15 protein-coding genes are annotated in these 19545 nt (G+C 43.6%); 10 read left to right on the top strand and 5 right to left on the bottom strand.

The features are described 5' to 3' along the window. Positions 1 to 135: 135 nt before the first annotated feature. Positions 136 to 1398, bottom strand: a complete 1263-nt coding sequence (locus AB4329_RS18510) for a DUF945 family protein (protein WP_017068763.1) — start codon at positions 1396 to 1398, stop codon at positions 136 to 138. A gap of 183 nt (positions 1399 to 1581) precedes the next feature. Between AB4329_RS18510 and AB4329_RS18505 the strand changes: the two genes are divergently transcribed. The 3 genes from AB4329_RS18505 (at position 1582) to AB4329_RS18495 (ending at position 4844) form a co-directional block, all read left to right on the top strand. Next, positions 1582 to 3525 (top strand): ATP-binding protein, encoded by a 1944-nt coding sequence (locus tag AB4329_RS18505; RefSeq protein WP_017060404.1) that lies wholly within the window; start codon positions 1582 to 1584, stop codon positions 3523 to 3525. After that, entirely contained in the window at positions 3518 to 4015 is a 498-nt protein-coding gene (locus tag AB4329_RS18500; RefSeq protein WP_017071960.1) for a response regulator, read from the top strand. Before AB4329_RS18505 ends, AB4329_RS18500 begins: the two co-directional genes overlap by 8 nt. Positions 4016 to 4301: 286 nt before the next feature. Then, positions 4302 to 4844 carry a hypothetical protein gene (locus AB4329_RS18495; RefSeq protein ID WP_017065409.1) on the top strand — a complete coding sequence of 181 codons (543 nt, stop codon included), beginning with the start codon at positions 4302 to 4304 and terminating at the stop codon, positions 4842 to 4844. A 161-nt stretch (positions 4845 to 5005) separates the two neighbouring features. On the opposite strand, the gene AB4329_RS18490 is transcribed toward AB4329_RS18495, so the two are convergent. Next, positions 5006 to 5587, bottom strand: coding sequence for a TfoX/Sxy family DNA transformation protein (locus AB4329_RS18490; protein ID WP_372138983.1), 582 nt, complete (start codon positions 5585 to 5587; stop codon positions 5006 to 5008). A 357-nt stretch (positions 5588 to 5944) separates the two neighbouring features. On the opposite strand from AB4329_RS18490, the gene AB4329_RS18485 reads away from it, so the two are divergent. The 5 genes from AB4329_RS18485 to AB4329_RS18465 all read left to right on the top strand — a co-directional run bounded on the left by AB4329_RS18485 (position 5945) and on the right by AB4329_RS18465 (position 11502). Then, positions 5945 to 6865: an HDOD domain-containing protein gene (locus tag AB4329_RS18485; RefSeq protein ID WP_372138982.1), complete on the top strand. Its 921-nt coding sequence runs from the start codon at positions 5945 to 5947 to the stop codon at positions 6863 to 6865. A 54-nt stretch (positions 6866 to 6919) separates the two neighbouring features. Further along, on the top strand, positions 6920 to 7825 hold the full coding sequence (locus tag AB4329_RS18480; RefSeq protein ID WP_017071961.1) for a lysine exporter LysO family protein: 906 nt from the start codon (positions 6920 to 6922) through the stop codon (positions 7823 to 7825). 174 nt (positions 7826 to 7999) lie between these two features. After that, complete coding sequence (locus AB4329_RS18475; protein ID WP_017066066.1) at positions 8000 to 8527, top strand: hypothetical protein; 528 nt, start codon at positions 8000 to 8002, stop codon at positions 8525 to 8527. A 118-nt stretch (positions 8528 to 8645) separates the two neighbouring features. Next, entirely contained in the window at positions 8646 to 10289 is a 1644-nt protein-coding gene (panP, locus tag AB4329_RS18470) for a pyridoxal-dependent aspartate 1-decarboxylase PanP (RefSeq protein ID WP_017060397.1), read from the top strand. Between the two features lie 358 nt (positions 10290 to 10647). Continuing rightward, a complete protein-coding gene (locus AB4329_RS18465; protein ID WP_004734686.1) occupies positions 10648 to 11502 on the top strand; it encodes a MurR/RpiR family transcriptional regulator in 855 nt (284 codons plus the stop codon). A gap of 124 nt (positions 11503 to 11626) precedes the next feature. On the opposite strand, the gene AB4329_RS18460 is transcribed toward AB4329_RS18465, so the two are convergent. Beyond that, the gene (locus AB4329_RS18460; RefSeq protein WP_017060396.1) at positions 11627 to 12919 is read right to left on the bottom strand and encodes an iron-containing alcohol dehydrogenase; all 1293 of its coding nucleotides are present in this window, start codon (positions 12917 to 12919) and stop codon (positions 11627 to 11629) included. Positions 12920 to 13325: 406 nt separating this feature from the next. On the opposite strand from AB4329_RS18460, the gene AB4329_RS18455 reads away from it, so the two are divergent. Both AB4329_RS18455 and AB4329_RS18450 read left to right on the top strand, forming a co-directional pair. After that, positions 13326 to 13589 (top strand): GrxA family glutaredoxin, encoded by a 264-nt coding sequence (locus AB4329_RS18455; RefSeq protein WP_009847069.1) that lies wholly within the window; start codon positions 13326 to 13328, stop codon positions 13587 to 13589. 249 nt (positions 13590 to 13838) lie between these two features. Beyond that, complete coding sequence (locus AB4329_RS18450; protein ID WP_017060395.1) at positions 13839 to 15521, top strand: aspartate:alanine antiporter; 1683 nt, start codon at positions 13839 to 13841, stop codon at positions 15519 to 15521. Positions 15522 to 15826: 305 nt separating this feature from the next. On the opposite strand, the gene fabV is transcribed toward AB4329_RS18450, so the two are convergent. Together fabV and AB4329_RS18440 are read right to left on the bottom strand one after the other, a co-directional pair. Further along, positions 15827 to 17029, bottom strand: coding sequence for an enoyl-ACP reductase FabV (gene fabV, locus AB4329_RS18445; protein WP_017060392.1), 1203 nt, complete (start codon positions 17027 to 17029; stop codon positions 15827 to 15829). A 210-nt stretch (positions 17030 to 17239) separates the two neighbouring features. After that, positions 17240 to 19522, bottom strand: coding sequence for an acyl-CoA dehydrogenase (locus tag AB4329_RS18440; RefSeq protein WP_017071963.1), 2283 nt, complete (start codon positions 19520 to 19522; stop codon positions 17240 to 17242). Positions 19523 to 19545: the final 23 nt, after the last annotated feature.

The following is a 19545-nucleotide window of genomic DNA, read 5'->3' as shown; positions in this document are numbered from 1 at the left end:
CTATGCAAGTAATACCATGTTTTACCCAACATAAAAACAACAAAAGAGGTCTTAAGACCTCTTTTGTTTTGTACCGTATAAAATGTTTAAGCTTAACCTGCTAAATCACCCTATCAGTATTCACGCCTGCTCTGTTTATTGAACCAAAACCGGCATAAGTAGAGCGATTAATGGAATTTCTTGTCCATTTTCGAACACTAGGTTTCCATTTTCTAAGTCAGCGCTGATTTCATAACCACTGTCTGTTTCCTTGATCATTTCCATCACAAGCAATTCATCGATACCTTCACGGATGAATGGATACTCTTCAACAAGTTCATTTGAGAAGCTAGAGTGAACGTTGCCCGTTAATGCAGGCATGATCATCGAAGGGTTGCTGCTGATGTTTTCGGTCCCTTCCGGCACGCTCACCAACCACTTAGATTCGAACTGTCCCTTACCTAACTCTAACGACATGTTGTTCATTGAAAGGTCGAAACCTTTAGCAAACAGGATATCGATAAATGGAATGATCTCTGCAACGTCTTCTTGCGTCATCACAGGATTAGATTGGTAAATCTCAAAGATTTTCTCAAACGACTCGCTATCCAACTTCGACATTTCAAAATCGACGTTTAGGTTGTTCAACTGGCCTTCGCTGGTCTCGATGTTTGCGATATCCAGCTTGAGGTTGCTGCGCAGACGCTTAGTTGCTTCATCTAGATGTGATTCAAAATCGTACTTAGAATTTTCAATGGTCATGAAAGGCTGCATTGCAGAATCTGAAACCAAGAAGCTATCGATAGTAAAATTCTGAGTACCTAACCAGTAGCCTTTCGCTTGTTGGCCTGAACCCACACCTTTCAGATTAGACAGCGTTACCTCTTCACCGGTTTCAAAATCAATTTGAACTGAAGGGATTGAAAGCTCGTAATCAACTTGGCCTAAAACAGTCGCATGGCCAGAAAGATTCGATTTAGTGATCGAGACCGAAGTCCCATTCTCATCAGAACCTTGGTGATTGAACTGGCTTAACTCAAAGTTAAAGTCAGTGTTGCCGTTTAGCTCAGTACTAGTGGTCAGAGTTAAAGGCAGAATATCGGTATTCTCAAACGTCGACAGTGCATTTAGACTCACCAAACCATGGCTAACCGCACTATTTATGACAAACTCACTCGGCAACCCATCAATCGCAAGTTGCTCTTTCAGGTTTTCATCCGTCACAGTTAAACGAGTGGTTACGTTGGAAGACAAGTAACCTCTATCGTATTCCACGATCTCAGCTTGAATGCTTGAATTGTTAAGCTTTGCAACACCGTCAGTAATAGCATTTTGTCCAATTTGGCCAACCGCTAAAGGCCAACATAGTGCCAATGAGATTGCTCCGCCAATTGCACCAATTTTTCTTAACTGTTCCATGAGTTCTCTTTCTACACGTGTCTGTTTTTTTTAGTCTACCCCATCAGTAGCAAACAAGAAACATTGAGTTAAATCAGTCTATTGCTCGATACTTCGATTGCCTCAATAAATTAACGGCTAGCTCTCATCCTTATTCGGCGGTTCTTGCTAGGCTAGAGACGTCGCTACTATTAAGGTTGAGCTGTGAATCAATACGCTGTTATCTGTTTGGACAATAATCCGGTTAGCATTGAAAGAATACGTTCGGAGCTGGCTCCGTTGGCTTCTGTATTCGATATTTATACTGCCGAGAACATAGAAGACGCACATCACGCATTAGAAGATATTCATGATCACAACCAAACCGTTGCCTTGGTGATCACTCATCATCATTCTGAATTTAATGGCGTGCAATTCCTGATTGAACTTCAACAGCTGCCCCATAGTAATACCGCAAGAACGATATTAGTCAGCGCTTCGTCAGACATTCAATCCATTTTAACCGCTGTGAATGAAGGTAGGCTCAACCACTGTTTAACCAAACCGGTTCAAGATCAGGTTCTGTTCAAATCAGCGCAAAAAGAGCTGACCTCTTTTGTTATCCAATACGACTCAGAAAACCTGCTCTCTTACAGCGATGCATTGGATCAACAACGCTTACTCAGAGCGCACATTGAGCAAAAGATTCACTCTTTCCAATCGGGTTTCATTCACGACTACCACCAGCTTTCTGATAATGCCCTTGCAGAACGTGTCGTCAGTGCCTTACAAGATGTGTTTTCAAAAGATGACAAAACTAAGGCCATTCGTGACTATTCCCCCGAGCATCTACTCACTGTGGAAGGCGAAGACAATCGCTTTTTATGGCTGATCATTGAGGGTGAAGCAGCTCTTTATAAGAAAGATGAACTTGGGCAACAGCGGGAAGTGGTACGTCACTCCAAAGGGAACATTGTTGGCGGGATGTCATTTGTAACAGGCGAGCCTTCGTTTTCTACGGCGATCACCCTAACGCAGACTCGCGTTATCAAACTGGATAAAGATAGCTTTGCTCAGGTGATGCATTCAAACAATACCCTGCTGCCTTTATTTACCAATCTATTGCTCCGTCATTTTAATCGACGTTTGCAACGCAGCATCACCAATAAGATCAAACTGCAGCAGACACTAGAATCATTAGAGTCTGCACATCAACAACTGATCGAGAAAGAGAAAATGGCGATGCTCGGGCAGCTAGTCGCGGGAGTCGCACATGAGCTGAATAACCCGATTGCTGCCATATTAAGAAGCATCGAAACTCTGTCAGACCATCTCGACCAAATATTGGCAAACCTATCCGTTCCAGAGTCCAATAAAGGGACTGACGTACTGGCACATTCAAAGTTAGCTAAGCCACTATCAACAGCCCAAGAAAGACAGCTCGTAAAGCATCTTACGTCGACGATTAATGACCGTGCTTTAGCAAAAAAAGCCGTGAGACTAAACCTAAGCCAAGACTCTACGGTTCTAAACACATTAAAGGCGTCCCCTGTCGCAGGCAAAGAGCTGCTCAATGACTTAGAGCATTACCATTATGTTGGAAACTCTATCCGCTCAATTCAAGTGTGCAGCAAGCGTATTGCCGATATGGTCAAAAGCTTAAAAAGCTATGCTAGAGAAGATGAAGAAGTTCGCCACTACACAGATATCCACGAAGGGCTTGAAGATACCTTAGTGATCTTCGAAAACAGGCTTAAACACCACCAACTCGAAAAGCATTACGATACCGACTTACCGCCTTTATTGTGCCAGTCGCTCTCGCTGCAACAAGTGTGGACCAACCTTATCTCCAATGCGCTCGATGCCCTATCTGAACGAGGAAAAGTGACCATCACCACTTCTCAACAGACAAAAGGCGACGACGCGTTTCTTGTGGTGCAAATCTCCGATACTGGCCACGGCATTGCCAAAGAAGACATCAACACCATTTTCAACCCAAATTTCACGACTAAAAAAGAAGGCAACTTTGGTTTAGGGATTGGGTTATCCATTTCTCAACAAATCGTTTCGGCTCATCAAGGGTTTATTTTGGTGGAGTCAGAGGTAGGCAGCCATACAAACATGCAAGTGTGGCTTCCATTCAAACAAGAAGGAGCACCTCATGAATAAGTACCTAATTTTATGTGTCGATGATGAACCTGAAGTTCTCAATAGTGTCCTTCAGGACTTGGCGATATTTGAAGAGAACTTTCTGGTTGAAGGTGCAGAGTCGGTCGATGAAGCCAAGCAAGTAATCAAAGAAATGGGACAAGATGGTATTAAGCTCGCGTTAATCTTGTGCGACCACATCATGCCAGAAAAGACCGGCATCGATTTTCTGATCGAACTCAACCAACACGACGCGACGAAACCAACACGTAAGCTGCTGCTCACAGGGCAAGCTGGGCTGGAAGATACCGTCACGGCCATTAACAACGCTGCACTTGATTTCTATATTTCAAAACCTTGGCAAGGCGATCAACTGAGAGACACGATTACTCAACAATTGACTGACTATGTCATTGCCAACGACAAGCAATTGCTAAACTGGACTTCCATCTTAGATACCGAGCGCATACTGACTTCAATGGCGGATAAACGCACCAGTTTTGGTGAATAGCACTGATTGGTTAATGGATACTGAGAATAGCGTCATCCGATATAAAAACCTTCCGAATGTATACAAATTTTGGATAATTCGCTCGTCTATTTTTCTCATTCGCCCTAAACATGAGATCTCCGTTACATACTGATCCTTAATTTGCTTGTTTTTTAACTAAATGAGTAAGGTTTTACATTTTAAAGGATTACTTTTCCGTGAGTTAGATTAAACTGTCTCAATGTTTATGGTTTGCCGATTTGTCTCAAACCAAAGGAATTAACACTAATATAGGTTTACGGTCGTTATGCGCAAAATTCTACTTACTACCGCTATGCTATTGGCTTCTGGTCAAGCACTAGCTGTTGATGAACAACCACAGGTAATGAGCAACTTTAACTATGATTACTTTGAAGCACGTATCGGTGCTAGCCCAGTAACATTTGGTGGTGCGTTCAGTAAGTCCATTCACCCGAACGCTCACGCTATAGCACGTATCGATTCAGAATTTGAAAGCGATTACGACTCAGCTGTAGGTCTTGGTTTCCACGCTCCATTAAACAACTGGGCAGACCTAACAGGTGAAATGCTAGCTCGTATCGTTCAACCTGAGAACTCAAGCTCTACTGATATCGGTATGGAAATCAACATTGGTGTTCGCCAATGGCTTGGTCCACAACTAGAAGTTGGTGGTAAAGGTGGTTACGTTTCTATCGATGACAACGATGATTGGACAGGTTCTGTTTACGCGCGTTTCCACTCTACAGAGCTTTTCTCTTTAGGTGCTGAAGCTCGTATTAACGACTTCTACGGTGACCAACTTATGTTCACTGCTCGCTTCAAGTACTAATACTTAAAGCTCAAGCCCTAGCAAATAAGCTATCTATGAGCACTTAGCCTTTTGATACTTAGTCTTTTAAGAAATCCGGCTAAGACAGAAACAAAAAAACCGAGGACATTCCTCGGTTTTTATTTATTAACAGTAATCTTAAGCATATAAGGTAAACTTCTTTAGTGGCAGCTCTTTAGTAATTGCTGCTTGCGTGGCTCTTGTAATAGTTTCCAGTGAATACCATCAATTGCACCCGCAAATTTCCAAAGTAGTTTTAGGTCAACATCGTTTCCGTACGCTTCGCGAACCTTATTAAACACTTCAGATGCGCCCAACTGCATAAACATTGAAACATCATCCACACCCGCCTTTTTAACCATGCGCTCTAACGTAAGCTGCATGTTTGGTAGATCTCTTAATCTACGGCTAGCTGATGACTTCTTGAAGCTACGCTGCTGAATTGAATTATCGATTGAAGTACGAATAATACTATCCAATTCAGGATGTTCACAGGTAAACAGATCCGTAATGTCGTAATAGTTTACGGTTGCTGTTGTCTGCTTCTTTACATGACGATACTTTTCACAATCAAGATCGGTCAGTTTTTTATCTAATGATTTTCCACCTCTAATGAATAAACAACCTTCACTCAATAAAGCGAACATAGCGTCATTTTGAAAGAGGCCAATACCTCCGAACATAGAACGTTTTTGATGCTCACCAAATTGATTCACGTAATTAATAAATGCTGTCTCGGTCATATCCGTTGATCCTTAATCAAATTACCCCGATTAGGTTGATCACCAGACAAGCAGCTTGTTATGCGAAAATTTTAAATCTATTTTGTTATTCTATAGGTGAATATTATGGTTTCGTTTTTCACCTTTAAATAAATCATACTTCGAAAAGAAAAATAAGTCTGGACTTAGTTCACATCAATCAATTGAGTATTCCGGTTTTTCATGATTGACTTCACAGTAAACTATCAAACCATGCTTGAATTTGGACACCTAGTGATACACCGGTTCAAATTATTAAAGGTTATGTAGACGGGTGAGTATTGCCTCGCAGCATCGTGGCTTGTAAAATGGCAGGACAGACCTGTTTTTACTTTTTATATGAATCATTTATCGTTTTTCTGGCTACCTCAAAATAAGGCTCTTCTCTTAAAGGGTCTAGAATCAGAGTTTGCCCAACTTGTTGGACATTCTATCTCAGCGGGAAAAATAACACTTCCTCCTATCCCTAACGTTGTACTGAAGATTCAATCGCTTTGTACCCTTGAATCAACTGGGATTGCTGACGTTGCCGAGTGCTTACTCGAAGACCCAGGCCTCGCTGCTATTGTCATTCGTGTGGCTAACTCTGTCGTCTTTAACCGACGTAATATTACTTGTGTTGATATTATGACGGCGGTGTCGCGCCTTGGCATATTAAGAGTACGTGACATCGTGACGGCTCAGGCTATTGAGCAACTCAAACACTCAGTCAACCTCAGTAAAGAATGTAATAAGGTATTGGTTCAGAGCGCTTCTGTATCAAAAGAGCTGGGCGCTACTATGGTGCTTGTTACCAACAGCTTCAAAGAGCTCTCCCCTACTGAATACCGTTACCTTGAGCATGAAAAATCGCTGCTTGTTGGATTACTGGCTGATATTGGTTTGTTCTGTTTGGTTAGCGAATACCACCTCTACCTCGAAAATGGCAATTACCTAGATCACGACATCGCTCTACAAATCTTCCAAGGCCAATGTTCTGCTACCAGTAAATTGGTGCTTAACCGTTGGGGCTTCGACAGCGACTTTATTGATGTGTGCAGCAATACCATCAATAACCACGAACAGCGTGAAGTCTCTTACTTAGATATCGCTCGAATCGCTAACCACCTGCTGATGTTCAGAAACAAGGATGAGAACATCGATGATCACGAAGTTGAACTTAACGTGACAGGTGCAGAGGTGCTTTATAAATTAAGCAACTTGAGCAAGCATGATTTTAATGCAAAGCTAAGCGACGTGATCAATACTAGCGGCTTCTAAGTCACTGTTAAATTACAAGTAAGTGTAATATGAAGTAAATGCAATGGGGAAAGCATGTTTACAGGGATGATCTTTATATTTGCGCCACTCGTCGTGGGGTATCTTTTTGCAATTTCGAACGCTCAGACATTAGAATTTATCAACCGCTCAACATCGCGGTTGATCTACGTGATTCTGGCGTTAATGGGACTAAGCTTAGCCGCCCTCGATAACCTAGGCAGTAACCTGCAGACAATCCTTCTATATACCGTCACTTTCTTTGTCTGCTTAAGCGTATGTAACCTAATGGCACTGCCCGCTATTGATAAGTTATTGCCACTCAAAACCGACAGTAGCAAGAAGAAGCTTCCCCTCTCTTCTATGGCGATGGAATCTGCAAAACTCATCTTAGTGGTAGGTTCAGGGCTAATCGCTGGCTTAGTGCTGCCTATTGGCCTTGATTGGGTTGATACCGCAAGCGAATGGATTCTGTTTGTTCTTCTATTCTTTATCGGCATTCAGCTGCGTAATAGCGGACTCACACTTCGTCAGATCTTACTCAACAAGCACGGTATGGTTATCGCAATCACCATTATCATCACCTCAATGTTAGGTGGTGTAATCGCGGCTTACATCCTAGATATCCCTCTGTTCAAAGCCTTGGCAATGTCTTCTGGATTTGGTTGGTACTCTCTGGCTGGTATCTTAATGGGTGACGCCTTTGGTCCTGTCTATGGTGGCGCTTCTTTCATGCTTGAGCTGTTAAGAGAGTTAGTTGCCTTGGTACTGATTCCAGTGCTAATTCGCAGCTACCCATGCACTTCCATTGGTTATGCTGGTGCGACTGCGATGGACTTCACCTTACCGGTCATTCAAACAACAGGCGGCGTTAGATGTGTGCCTATCGCTATCGTCAGTGGCTTTATCCTCAGCTTGCTTGTTCCGATATTGATGTTGTTCTTTGTATCTCTTGCTAACTAGATCGCAGGAATAGCGTTTGTTTTAGATTAGAATGCAACTCGAATACCAATGCCTAAGACACCGATACAGTTACCGAAATAAAAAGACACTAAGTGTCATTGCTCAACAAATAACGATCACGGTAACCTGTAACGACAAAGTTATAAAAAGAATAAACTTACAAAAGGAACCACTATGAAACGCCTTTGCGTCGCATTACTGCTAGCTTCAACTTCTACTTTCTCTTTTGCAGCAGATTCAATGTCTGAGACAAACCAGTGCCAAGCAAAAAAATATGATGCGTACATCGACGCTTCTTTGAATTGGTATGCCGACCTTGCTGCATTAACCTCTGAGCAATATCCAGAGCTAACAGAAGTGAGTGAGTGGTTCCTAGAAGGTCGTAAGCACCACTTTGAGCTTAACCGTGCTGCGGTTCACTACTACTTAGTAAACGACTCAAGCAAAGTGGCAACAGAGCAACCTGTAGAAGGTTGGTTGCAACTTGAGCAACACGACATTAAAACGCTATCAACACGTGATGATGAGCTTGGTAAAATCGCGAAAACAACATTCGATGACCGCCAATCAACGCCTCACGCTCAAAACTACGAACTACGTTCTGCCTTTGCAGAGCTGCTTAGTCACCCTAAGCAAATCGACTCAGCGCTGCAGCGTTACAACCAGTCGATCAGTAAACTTGAAGCGATTAAGTGTAAATAACCCCGCATTTAATATGCTTTTTTGAGAAGTTGGATTTCATAATTAAGACGGGACATTGTTCCCGTTTTCGTTTAGATTGTCCCGCTCGCGTCAATATTAGAAAAATAACTCGCTTGCTATGGTTACGGAACAAAAAACAGCAGATGTTAGCTTCGACAGTCTTCTACGTATCTTCACGGTACCTGAAGGCCCAGATTCAACACTCACTCAAATTGAAGACAAACTTTCACGAAACCTGAATCAATTCTTACGTGAACATATTGTGGCTGAAGAAAAGCCGCTACGTGAAATTGAGAAAGATTTTTCAAATGCTCATATCCCAGAGCAGCCTGAGTTTGTTTCTGAACATACTGAGCATCTCCTCGATTCTCTTGTGTCTCATTCGGTTCACACGTCTTCGCCAAGTTTTATTGGCCACATGACCTCTGCGTTGCCGTACTTCCTGATGCCGCTTTCAAAAATCATGATTGCGTTGAATCAGAATCTAGTAAAAATCGAGACCTCAAAAGCGTTCACTCCCCTAGAACGTCAAGTTCTGGGCATGTTACATCGCCTTATTTATCAAGATAGTGACCAGTTTTATTCTCGTTGGATGCACAGCGCAAACCACTCTTTAGGTGCGTTTTGTTCTGGCGGTACCATCGCGAACATTACAGCGCTCTGGGTTGCACGTAACAACGCACTAAAAGCGCAAGGTTCGTTCAAAGGTGTAGAAAAAGAAGGCCTGTTTAAAGCCATGAAGCACTACGACTACGAAGGCCTTGCCATCTTAGTCTCTGAACGTGGCCACTACTCTCTGAAAAAAGCCGCGGATGTCCTTGGTATTGGTCAAGAAGGTCTAGTGTCTGTTAAAACAGATAACGACAACCGTATTTGTACTGATGATTTAAGACTCAAGATCGAGCAGCTCAAGCAGAACAAGATCAAACCTTTCGCCGTCATTGGTGTGGCTGGTACAACCGAAACCGGTAATATCGACCCGCTAAGAGACATTGCTGAGGTGTGTGCCGAATCCGATTGTCATTTCCACGTTGATGCAGCTTGGGGCGGTGCGACTCTGATGTCTAACAATCATCGTCACCTACTTGATGGTATTGAACTGGCGGATTCAGTCACGATTGATGCGCATAAACAGCTTTATATCCCTATGGGTGCGGGTATGGTTCTGTTTAAGAAGCCAGATGCGATGACTGCGATTGAACATCATGCTCAATACATTCTTCGTAAAGGCTCAAAAGATTTAGGCAGCCATACGTTAGAAGGTTCTCGTTCAGGTATGGCAATGCTGGTTTACGCCGCAATGCACATCATTAGCCGCCCAGGTTATGAACTGCTGATCGACCAAAGCATCAACAAAGCGCGCTACTTTGCCGACCTAATTAAAGATCAGAGCGACTTCGAGCTGGTTTCAGAACCTGAGCTTTGCCTACTGACTTATCGCTATGTCCCTGAGTCAGTCAAAGCGGCACTGCTTAAAGCTGAGCCTGAACATCGTGTCGAACTGAATGAGTTGCTCAATGAGCTGACTAAGTTTATTCAGAAGAAGCAGCGTGAAACAGGTAAGTCTTTCGTGTCACGTACACGCTTAAACCCTGAAGCATGGGTACATCAGCCAATCATCGTTTTCCGCGTGGTATTAGCAAACCCACTAACAGGCAATGACATTCTTTCGTCAGTGCTTGAAGAACAGCGTGAGATCTCTAAACTAGCACCAAACTTGATGGGCAAAATCAACAAACTGGTTACGCAAATCAACGCATAGTCATTCAATTTTAGTTGCATCAAATTGAAAATTTCTTTCTTTTTGATGTAACTAAGCTGTCAGTTCATACCCATTTTGCATTCTTTTTGCTCAAACTCTCTTCCAATTCTGTAGTTTTCTAAAATTTTGTTGAGGTTTGTCATATTCTTAAGCATTCATGCCCTGTTTTTGTATTAGTAAATAGTATGTTGGGTTTATACTGACTCTATGGTGCTAGTTAGCTTGATATCTATTTGACGCAGCAGTATTTACGAAACCGAATATACATCGGCTTTGTGTTTACTGATATTTGCTTCAGCCATACCCCCTGGTAAAAGATATTAACTAGCAAGTTGTTCTCTATACCCTTGTGAACACTATGAATACATTAGAAAAAATACAAAAAAACCTGGAAAATTTCAGCAAGTCTGAGCGCAAGGTAGCCGAAGTAATTATGGCTTCCCCTCAAACTGCAATTCATTCTAGCATTGCTACCTTAGCTAAAATGGCTGACGTGAGTGAGCCTACAGTTAACCGCTTCTGTCGTCGATTAGACACAAAGGGCTTCCCTGACTTCAAACTTCACCTAGCTCAAAGCTTGGCAAACGGTACACCTTACGTGAACCGTAATGTTGAAGAAGATGATGGTCCAGATGCTTATACGCATAAGATTTTCGAATCAACTATGGCTTGTCTAGACGTTGCTAAAAACAGTCTAGACGCGATGCAAGTAAACCGTGCTGTTGACTTGCTGACTCAAGCAAAACGCATTTCGTTCTTCGGACTGGGTGCCTCTTCTGCTGTCGCCAAAGATGCTCAAAACAAGTTTATTCGTTTTAATATCCCAATCACATGTTTCGAAGACATCGTGATGCAACGAATGAGCTGCATTAACTGCAGTGATAACGACGTTATTGTTCTTATCTCTCATACTGGCCGCACTAAAAGCCAAGTTGAGATTGCAAACTTAGCGCGTGAAAACGGTGCGACAGTTATTGCTATCACAGCAAAAGATTCTCCACTGGATAAAGCGAGCTCGTTGTCTATTTCTCTGGATGTTCCAGAAGACACTGACGTTTACATGCCAATGGCAAGTCGCGTTGTTCAGATGACGGTTATCGATGTGCTAGCGACAGGCTTTACGCTACGTCGTGGTTCTGGTTTCAGAGAGAACCTAAAGCGCGTCAAAGAGTCACTTCGTGATTCACGTTACGAGAAGTACTCTCAGTTCTAATCTGCTTAGTCATGAACTGAAAACAGATGACCAGAGAACAAGTTGAATTAAAAAAACGGAGCCTAGAGCTCCGTTTTTATTTGTCTGTATAAAATGACTTATACAACGAACAAGTTTAAGACCGTTAGATAGTCCAACTATTGCCCTTCTCAACCACGCTGTTTTCGGACGCATAAGAATTGATAATGGTAAAGCTCGACTCGACAGCTGGCTCTTGCCCAATTTGATTCATTGAAGCTCCCTCATGATGCCCTTCTCTACAACTGCACTTCTCGCATACTTGCTTCAAAATATGCACGAGCCTCTCTTGGTTAAGCGGCAAAGGGTTTCCTTTAATCGCCACTGATTTGAGCGCGTCGGCAGACACCTCATCAAACTGGGCTTCACAGACACCAAATTCCAACAAGTTGGGTAACTTAAGCGTATCAAGCACTTCCGATAACCAAGAAATTGCCTCCTCTTCTATTGCTTCTACGTTACCTGTTACTATCTGAGCGATTCGCTGATAACGCGCTAGGATGTCGCTTCTTTGCTGCTCTTTTGCAACGGCTATGTTCTCCAACATCACAAACGGCGCTAAACGCGCGGTAATCACACTATGAGGCGCAGAAATCTTACCTCCTAGTGCGGAGGCTAAACCATGGGCTGCGCCAAGCTTGGCATTAGTTATCGCCATACCACCGAGCATAGAAGCGAAAGCAAGATCAGAACGCGCTTGAGGCTCATCATAAACACACGCTTTAACCACAGAACCACTCAACTTACGCAGCCCTTCTTCACAAATCATATCGGTTAACGGATTCGGTTCACCACACACGTAGGCTTCCATTAGATGAGTAAAGGCATCCATCGCACCTCGCCCCGATAGATATAGATTGGTTCCATGAGTTAGGGTTGGGTCGACAATCGCAACGTCGGCCAGCATGTCTGGGCTTCTCAGGCTGATTTTTACTTGGTCTTGGCCTGATTTCAGCACCGCGTTTTTAGTGACCTCGGCGCCGGTACTCGCTGTGGTTGGAATTGCGATAAACGGAAGTGGTTTGGTTTTAAGAGGAACATTACGCCCGACCACTTCAACATAGTCATATAAATTGCCTTGATTAGGTAAAACCGCAGCCAACGCTTTGCCCATATCGATGGCGCTACCGCCCCCCATGGCGACAACCATATCTGGCTTAAATCGACGAGCAGAAATAGCCGCCTCTTCAACCATTTTGATATTAGGTTCACCGGAAACGGCAATGTGCTGATAACGCATACTCTGCGCATCAAGATAGTCAGTAACAATTGAAGTGCGCTCTAATGTATTGCCTGTAACCAATAGCACGCTGTAGCCATATTGATTAAAGAGAGACAATGAAGCGGAAAGTGCTCCATCACCAAAGATGATCTTTGTAGATGTCATAAATTGAAACATGGTGCCTCCTGCGCCTATGACCGAACAAAACTGCGAACTCTTGGTTATTGGAATTTAGCCTTTATATAGTGCATCAGTATTAAGATGCCTCGTTCTGTATGCGCTTTTTTTGACGAGGTGCAACTTGTCGCATTAAAGATGGATTAATGTCGTATTCTTAGGGGTAATTCACACTCTTAAATTAAGGGTAATCAATCTGAATACCCATCAGAAATCAGCATGGATCCTTTTTGTGACCATTATTTGCTCTGATAGACAAAACCTATTGTATTAAGAGGTAATTCCATCTTTATTTCCCCATGGCATTGAGGCATAGTTAGTTTTATGAAATTTTGAGTGGCATTCACTAAAGAATAGTTAACATAATCGAGTTAACGAGCCTCATCCCGTATTTAGGAGAAATTAAATGTTTGTAGTTATTTTTGGTCGCCCTGCTTGCCCATTCTGTGTTCGTGCAAAAGAGCATGCTGAAACTCTTAAAGCTAAACGCGATGACTTCAACTACCGTTACGTTGACATCCACGCTGAAGGTATCAGCAAAGCTGATCTAGAGAAGACTGTTGGTAAACCTGTCGATACAGTTCCACAAATCTTCATCGACCAAGACCACATCGGCGGCTGCACAGAATTTGAAGCATACGCAAAAGAAAACCTAGGTCTTTTCGACTAAGCTAGGATTTCTCAAACGAGAATCAGGGCTAAAGCCTTAAACAGCTGACCCATTTAGGCGTTAGACTGTACGATTTATAGAAAGCCCGCTCACTGTAGCGGGCTTTTTTATGACCAGTTTTCATACGGAATAAGAATAAGGTCAAAATCAAGTAAATTAACAAAATATTGCTTATAATTTATTTATATTTAGATACAATTCACCTCTCAAACTTACCCTGTGTTCCACGCCAATTATTGAGCGACCACCGTGAATATCGACGTTGTTTTTCTGTTAGAACAAAACCCCATTCTCCTCATCTTTGTTGTTTTATCGATTGGATTAGCCATTGGTAAAATTCGTTTCGGTAGCCTCCAACTTGGTAATTCAATCGGTGTTTTGATTACTTCCCTTATCATGGGACATCTTGGCTTTTCTTTTAACGCAGATGCGCTCACCATTGGTTTCATGCTGTTCATCTACTGTGTTGGCATTGAAGCTGGACCAAACTTCTTCGGTATCTTCTTCAGAGACGGTAAGCACTACCTCATTCTGAGCCTTGTGGTACTTTCTACCGCAATTGCCCTAACCTATTTCAGTAGTCATTACCTTGGCCTAGGCTTTGGTTTATCTGCAGGCATGATGGCAGGTGCCTTAACAGCAACGCCGATATTGGTAGGTGCTCAAGATGCTCTGAATTCTGGGCTTGCAGAATTACCAAGAAACATGGACTTGAGCCTGATTATCGAAAACCTTTCAGTCGGTTACGCGATGGCTTACTTGGTTGGCTTAATCAGTATGATTATGTTTGCTCGCTTGATTCCAAAACTTCAAAAAGTGAACCTACACGACTCGGCAGAGCAAATCGCCCAAGAACGTGGGTTAGGCGCTTCAGGTCAGCGTAAGGTTTACTTGCCCATTATTCGTGCTTATCGAGTGGGACCAGAGCTCATCTCTTGGACTGACGGTAAGAATCTGCGTGAACTGGGCATCTATCGCCAAACAGGCTGTTACATCGAGCGTATTCGACGTAATGGTATTCTTGCCCATCCAGATGGTGATGCAATTCTGCAAGAAGGCGATGAGATCGCATTGGTTGGTTTCCCAGATAGCCACGCTCGTCTAGACCCAAGCTTCCGTAACGGTAAAGAAGTTTTCGACCGTAACCTTCTCGATCTGCGTATCGTGGAAGAAGAGATCGTCGTTAAGAGTGACAGTATCGCAGGTAAGCGCCTATCAGACTTAAACCTGTCTGAATACGGCTGTTTCCTTAACCGCGTAGTACGTGCTCAGATTGAAATGCCGATGGACTTAAACATCGTGCTTTCTAAAGGTGACGTCCTACAGGTGAGTGGTGAAAAGAGTCGAGTGCACGGCCTAGCTGAGAAAATTGGTTTCATCTCAATCCACAGCCAAATGGCGGATTTGATGGCCTTCTGTAGCTTCTTCATTTTGGGTATTTTGTTTGGTTTGATCACCATGACATTCGGTCAGGTATCGTTTGGGCTAGGTAACGCGGTTGGCCTGCTTCTATCGGGCATCATGCTTGGTTTCCTACGAGCGAACCACCCTACTTTCGGTTATGTGCCTCAAGGTGCTCTGAACATGGTCAAAGACCTCGGTTTGATGTTCTTTATGGTCGGTATCGGCTTGAGCGCCGGTGGTAAGATATTTGAGCACTTAACCCAAGTTGGCCCACAGGTAATAGGTATTGCCCTAGTAGTGAGTGTGCTGCCAGTATTCTTCGCTTACTTGGTTGGCGCTTACGTATTGAAGATGAACCGAGCTTTGTTGTTCGGTGCAATCATTGGCGCGCGAACTTGCGCTCCAGCGATGGACATCGTAAATGACCACGCTCGCTCAACGATTCCGGCTCTGGGTTATGCGGGTACTTATGCGATAGCCAATATATTGATGACCTTAGCTGGTACTTTTATCATCATCATTAGCTAGTTTATTCAGCGTTATAGCGCTTTAGATTAGATATTTTAAATGCACTAATTCACTTTGGGTTAGTGCATTTTTTATAACCTGTTTTAAGCGGTTCAAGCCTTCTTCCCCACTCCTGCTCTTAACTCTCTTCATCCCTTATTTCTACTCTTGTCCCCCTTCGAATCGCGGTAGCCGTATCCGCTCTTAAATCTCTTCGCATCCCGCCACTCGAATCCCATATCTGCTCTTAATCTCTTGAACCAAATAGCAGACAAAAAAATAGGCGCTCAATGAGCGCCTATTTCGTTTAGATTCGATAACTTGAATTAGATGTCAGCTACATCAAATTCAACAGCTGGGTTAACGTCAGCTTCGTAATCAACACCTTCAACACCGAAACCAAATAGCTTCAAGAACTCTTCTTTGTACTCTACGTAGTCAGTCAGTTCTTTTAGGTTCTCAGTTGTGATTTGAGGCCATAGGTTACGACAGTGATCTTGAATGTCTTCGCGAAGCTCAAGGTCATCTAGACGTAGACGGTTCACTTCATCCACTTCTGGCGCGCTGCCGTCTTCTTTGTATAGACGTTGGCTGAACATACGGAAGATCTGTTCCATACAACCTTCGTGAATACCTTCTTCACGCATCTTCTTGAACACCATAGCGATGTAAAGAGGCATTACAGGGATTGCAGAACTTGCTTGAGTCACTACAGACTTAAGAACAGCAACGTTTGCAGTACCGCCAGTTTGGCCTAGCTTCTCGTTCAGCGCTGTCGCTGCACGGTCTAGATCCATCTTAGCTTTACCTAGTGCGCCATCCCAGTAGATTGGCCACGTTAGTTCAGTACCGATGTAGCTGTAAGCAACCGTCTTACAACCGTCCGCTAGAACACCAGCTTCAGAAAGAGCATTGATCCAAAGTTCCCAATCTTCACCGCCCATTACAGTAACAGTGTCTTTGATCTCTTCTTCAGTTGCAGGCTCTACGCTTGCTTCGATGATTGTGTCTTTGTTCGTATCAACCGCAGTTGACGTGTACGTTTCACCGATAGGCTTTAGAGATGAACGAATTACTTCGCCAGTCTCTGGCATTTTACGCACTGGAGACGCCAGTGAGTATACAACCATATCGATTTGACCTAGATCTTCTTTGATCAGATCAATTGTTTTCTGTTTCGCTTCGTTAGAGAAAGCATCGCCGTTCAGGCTTTTTGAATACAGGCCTTCTTCTTTAGCTAGCTTGTCGAACGCTGCTGAGTTGTAGAAACCAGCTGTGCCCGGCTTTTTCTCAGTACCGGCTTTCTCGAAGAAAACACCGATAGTTGAAGCGCCGCCACCAAATGCAGCCGCAATACGTGAAGACAAGCCGTAGCCACTTGAAGAGCCAACAACTAGTACACGTTTAGGTGCGTTTGCGATTGGGCCTTGAGCTTTTGTGTAAGCAATTTGTTCTTTTACATTAGCTTCACAACCGACTGGATGTGTTGTAGTACAGATGAATCCGCGAATTCGAGGTTTGATGATCATATTCAACTTCCTTAAAAAATCAGGTTAAGGATAAAAGTTTCGTACGCAAATGGCATCTAATTTCTGTAAAAATGTGGTGAAAATGCAAGTGGTTGGAGCACTCAGTGTATATTTGCTGACTAAGTCACCATTTGTTAACGCGTCTATTGCAACTTCTACGACAAAAACAAAAAAAGGCACCTAATAAGGTGCCTTTTGTCATTTCTTTATCTAAGCAACGCTATTTAGCTTAGGTTTTAACTCTTTTCGCGTCAAAGTTTCACTGTAATCATGACTGAAGTGGTCAACTTGAATCGCTGCGTAGCGAAGTTTGTCTGCTGCAATGATTTGGTCAACTTCGTCTTGAGTAAGAACATCTGCCGCCAGTGCTTGAGCAAGTTTATCTTGCAATAGACCTTTACGAGCCACTTTGCCCTCTTTCACTGCTTTGAAGATCTTACGTTCGAGAGGCTTGATGCTGTACATCGCATTGAACGCGTTCTCCATTAGGCCAACACTGTCCTCTTCTTCTTTGCCGATGTAGCAAAGGTGAGTCAGACGTTCACGGTGTGCGCCCGGAGTCATCAAGCTTTCTGCTAGTTGCACTGTTAGGTTGTCACTTGGTTTTTCGAAGTGGTTACCGACAGGGAAAACTAGACCTTTAAGTACTTTACCTACCATCTTGTTCGGGAAGTTTCTGTACGCTTCTTGTAGCGATTTAGCCGCGTTATGGAAACAGTGTTGAACCGCGTAGTGTACGTAGTCTAGGTCAGCTTGTTGACGACCTTCATCTTCATACTTCTTAAGCGCTGCAGACGCCATGTATAGGTAACTTAGACCATCACCTAGACGTGCAGAGATAAGCTCTTTACGTTTCAGTTCGCCACCTAGTGTAAGCATTGCGAAATCCGCACTCACTGCAAGCGCACGGCTCAAGCGAGTTAAGTCTTGGTAGTAAGGCTTCGTTGGACCGCTCATATCCGCTTTAATGAACTTAGAGCCTGTCAATGCCGCACCGAACGCACCAAACGTGTTCTTAGTTGCGTGAGAGATATGCTTGAACAACAAGTTATCGAAATCCTTCGCACCTTGCTTCTCATCTGGGTTTGCTGCCGCTTCCATTTCGCTTAGCACGTATGGGTGACAACGTGTCGCACCTTGACCGAAGATCATCAGGTTGCGAGTTAAGATGTTCGCACCTTCTACTGTGATAGCAACTGGAATACCTAGGTAAGGCGCAGCTAAGTAGTTCATTGGACCATCTTGAATTGCACGACCAGAGTGGATATCCATTGAATCATTCAGGATAGTACGCGCCATTTCTGTCATGTGATATTTCGCGATAGCCGTAACGATACCCGGCTTCTCTTTCATATCGAGTGAAGTAGTTGTTAGTGTACGAGTCGCTTCTAGTAGATACGTTAAGCCACCAATACGACCTAAACTCTCTGCAACTCCTTCAAACTTACCAATCGACATACCGAACTGCTTACGAACATAAGCGTATGCGCCGGTCGTTTTCGCCGTTAGGTGGCCCATCGCCGTGCCAAGTGCGGGTAATGAGATACCACGACCTGCAGACAGACATTCCACCAGCATACGCCAGCCTTTACCTGCGTAATCGGCACCACCGATTAACCATTCCATAGGAATAAATACATCGTGACCGCGTGTTGGACCATTCATAAACGCAAGACCAAGTGGGTCATGACGCTCACCAATCACAACACCTTCGTGGTCAGCCGGGATTAGCGCACAAGTGATGCCAATGTCTTCTTTGTCACCCAGTAGCTTTTCTGGATCGTGCAGTTTGAAAGCCAGACCAAGTACCGTCGCCACTGGTGCTAGTGTAATGTAGCGTTTGTTCCAGTTAAGCTTGATACCTAGCGTCTCTTTACCTTCGTGCATGCCCATGCACACAGTACCGACATCAGGGATACCACCCGCATCAGAACCCGCTTCTGGGCCTGTTAGTGCGAAACATGGGATATCTGTACCGTCAGCAAGACGAGGTAGCCAGTAGTCTTTTTGGTCTTGAGTGCCGTAGTGAGACAGCAGCTCACCAGGACCAAGAGAGTTTGGAACCATTACTGAAACCGCAGTACTGATACTGCGAGTCGCAATCTTAGTTACGATAGTTGAGTTAGCGTGAGCTGAGAATTCACGACCGCCATACTCTTTCGCAATAATTAGCGAAAAGAAACGCTCTTTGCGTAAGAAGTTCCACACCTCTTCAGGAAGGTCTCGATCTTCTTTTACAATTTGGTGGTCATCAAGCATAGCGAGCAAGGTTTCAAGCTCATTATCCATGAACGATTGCTCTTCTGCTGTCAGCTGAGGTTTTGGGTATTGATGCAGCTTAGTGAAATCTGGTTTACCAGAAAACAGCTCTCCGTCCCACCACACGCTACCCGCTTCCATCGCTTCTTTCTCGGTGCTAGATAGTGGTGGTAGTACTTTTTTAAAGAGTTTAAAAGCTGGGTCACTTACCCATTTTTGTCTTAGAGAGCTCATAGTTCAGATCCTTTTGTTCACTA

It is taken from the genome of Vibrio sp. 10N.261.54.A5, from assembly GCF_041471145.1.
In the GTDB taxonomy this organism is placed as follows: Bacteria; Pseudomonadota; Gammaproteobacteria; order Enterobacterales; family Vibrionaceae; genus Vibrio; species Vibrio crassostreae_C.
Note: the sequence above shows the minus strand (reverse complement) of the source record. Positions and strands in the feature narration are given on the sequence as shown.

What these genes read in the sequence shown, in the direction of transcription:
- AB4329_RS18460 (WP_017060396.1), bottom strand. Translation starts at nt 12,919, where the DNA reads ATGTTTCAATTTATGACATCTACAAAGATCATCTTTGGTGATGGAGCA.
- AB4329_RS18485 (WP_372138982.1), top strand. Translation starts at nt 5,945, where the DNA reads ATGAATCATTTATCGTTTTTCTGGCTACCTCAAAATAAGGCTCTTCTC.
- fabV (WP_017060392.1), bottom strand. Translation starts at nt 17,029, where the DNA reads ATGATCATCAAACCTCGAATTCGCGGATTCATCTGTACTACAACACAT.
- AB4329_RS18465 (WP_004734686.1), top strand. Translation starts at nt 10,648, where the DNA reads ATGAATACATTAGAAAAAATACAAAAAAACCTGGAAAATTTCAGCAAG.
- AB4329_RS18490 (WP_372138983.1), bottom strand. Translation starts at nt 5,587, where the DNA reads ATGACCGAGACAGCATTTATTAATTACGTGAATCAATTTGGTGAGCAT.
- AB4329_RS18455 (WP_009847069.1), top strand. Translation starts at nt 13,326, where the DNA reads ATGTTTGTAGTTATTTTTGGTCGCCCTGCTTGCCCATTCTGTGTTCGT.
- AB4329_RS18475 (WP_017066066.1), top strand. Translation starts at nt 8,000, where the DNA reads ATGAAACGCCTTTGCGTCGCATTACTGCTAGCTTCAACTTCTACTTTC.
- AB4329_RS18480 (WP_017071961.1), top strand. Translation starts at nt 6,920, where the DNA reads ATGTTTACAGGGATGATCTTTATATTTGCGCCACTCGTCGTGGGGTAT.
- panP (WP_017060397.1), top strand. Translation starts at nt 8,646, where the DNA reads ATGGTTACGGAACAAAAAACAGCAGATGTTAGCTTCGACAGTCTTCTA.
- AB4329_RS18510 (WP_017068763.1), bottom strand. Translation starts at nt 1,398, where the DNA reads ATGGAACAGTTAAGAAAAATTGGTGCAATTGGCGGAGCAATCTCATTG.
- AB4329_RS18500 (WP_017071960.1), top strand. Translation starts at nt 3,518, where the DNA reads ATGAATAAGTACCTAATTTTATGTGTCGATGATGAACCTGAAGTTCTC.
- AB4329_RS18440 (WP_017071963.1), bottom strand. Translation starts at nt 19,522, where the DNA reads ATGAGCTCTCTAAGACAAAAATGGGTAAGTGACCCAGCTTTTAAACTC.
- AB4329_RS18495 (WP_017065409.1), top strand. Translation starts at nt 4,302, where the DNA reads ATGCGCAAAATTCTACTTACTACCGCTATGCTATTGGCTTCTGGTCAA.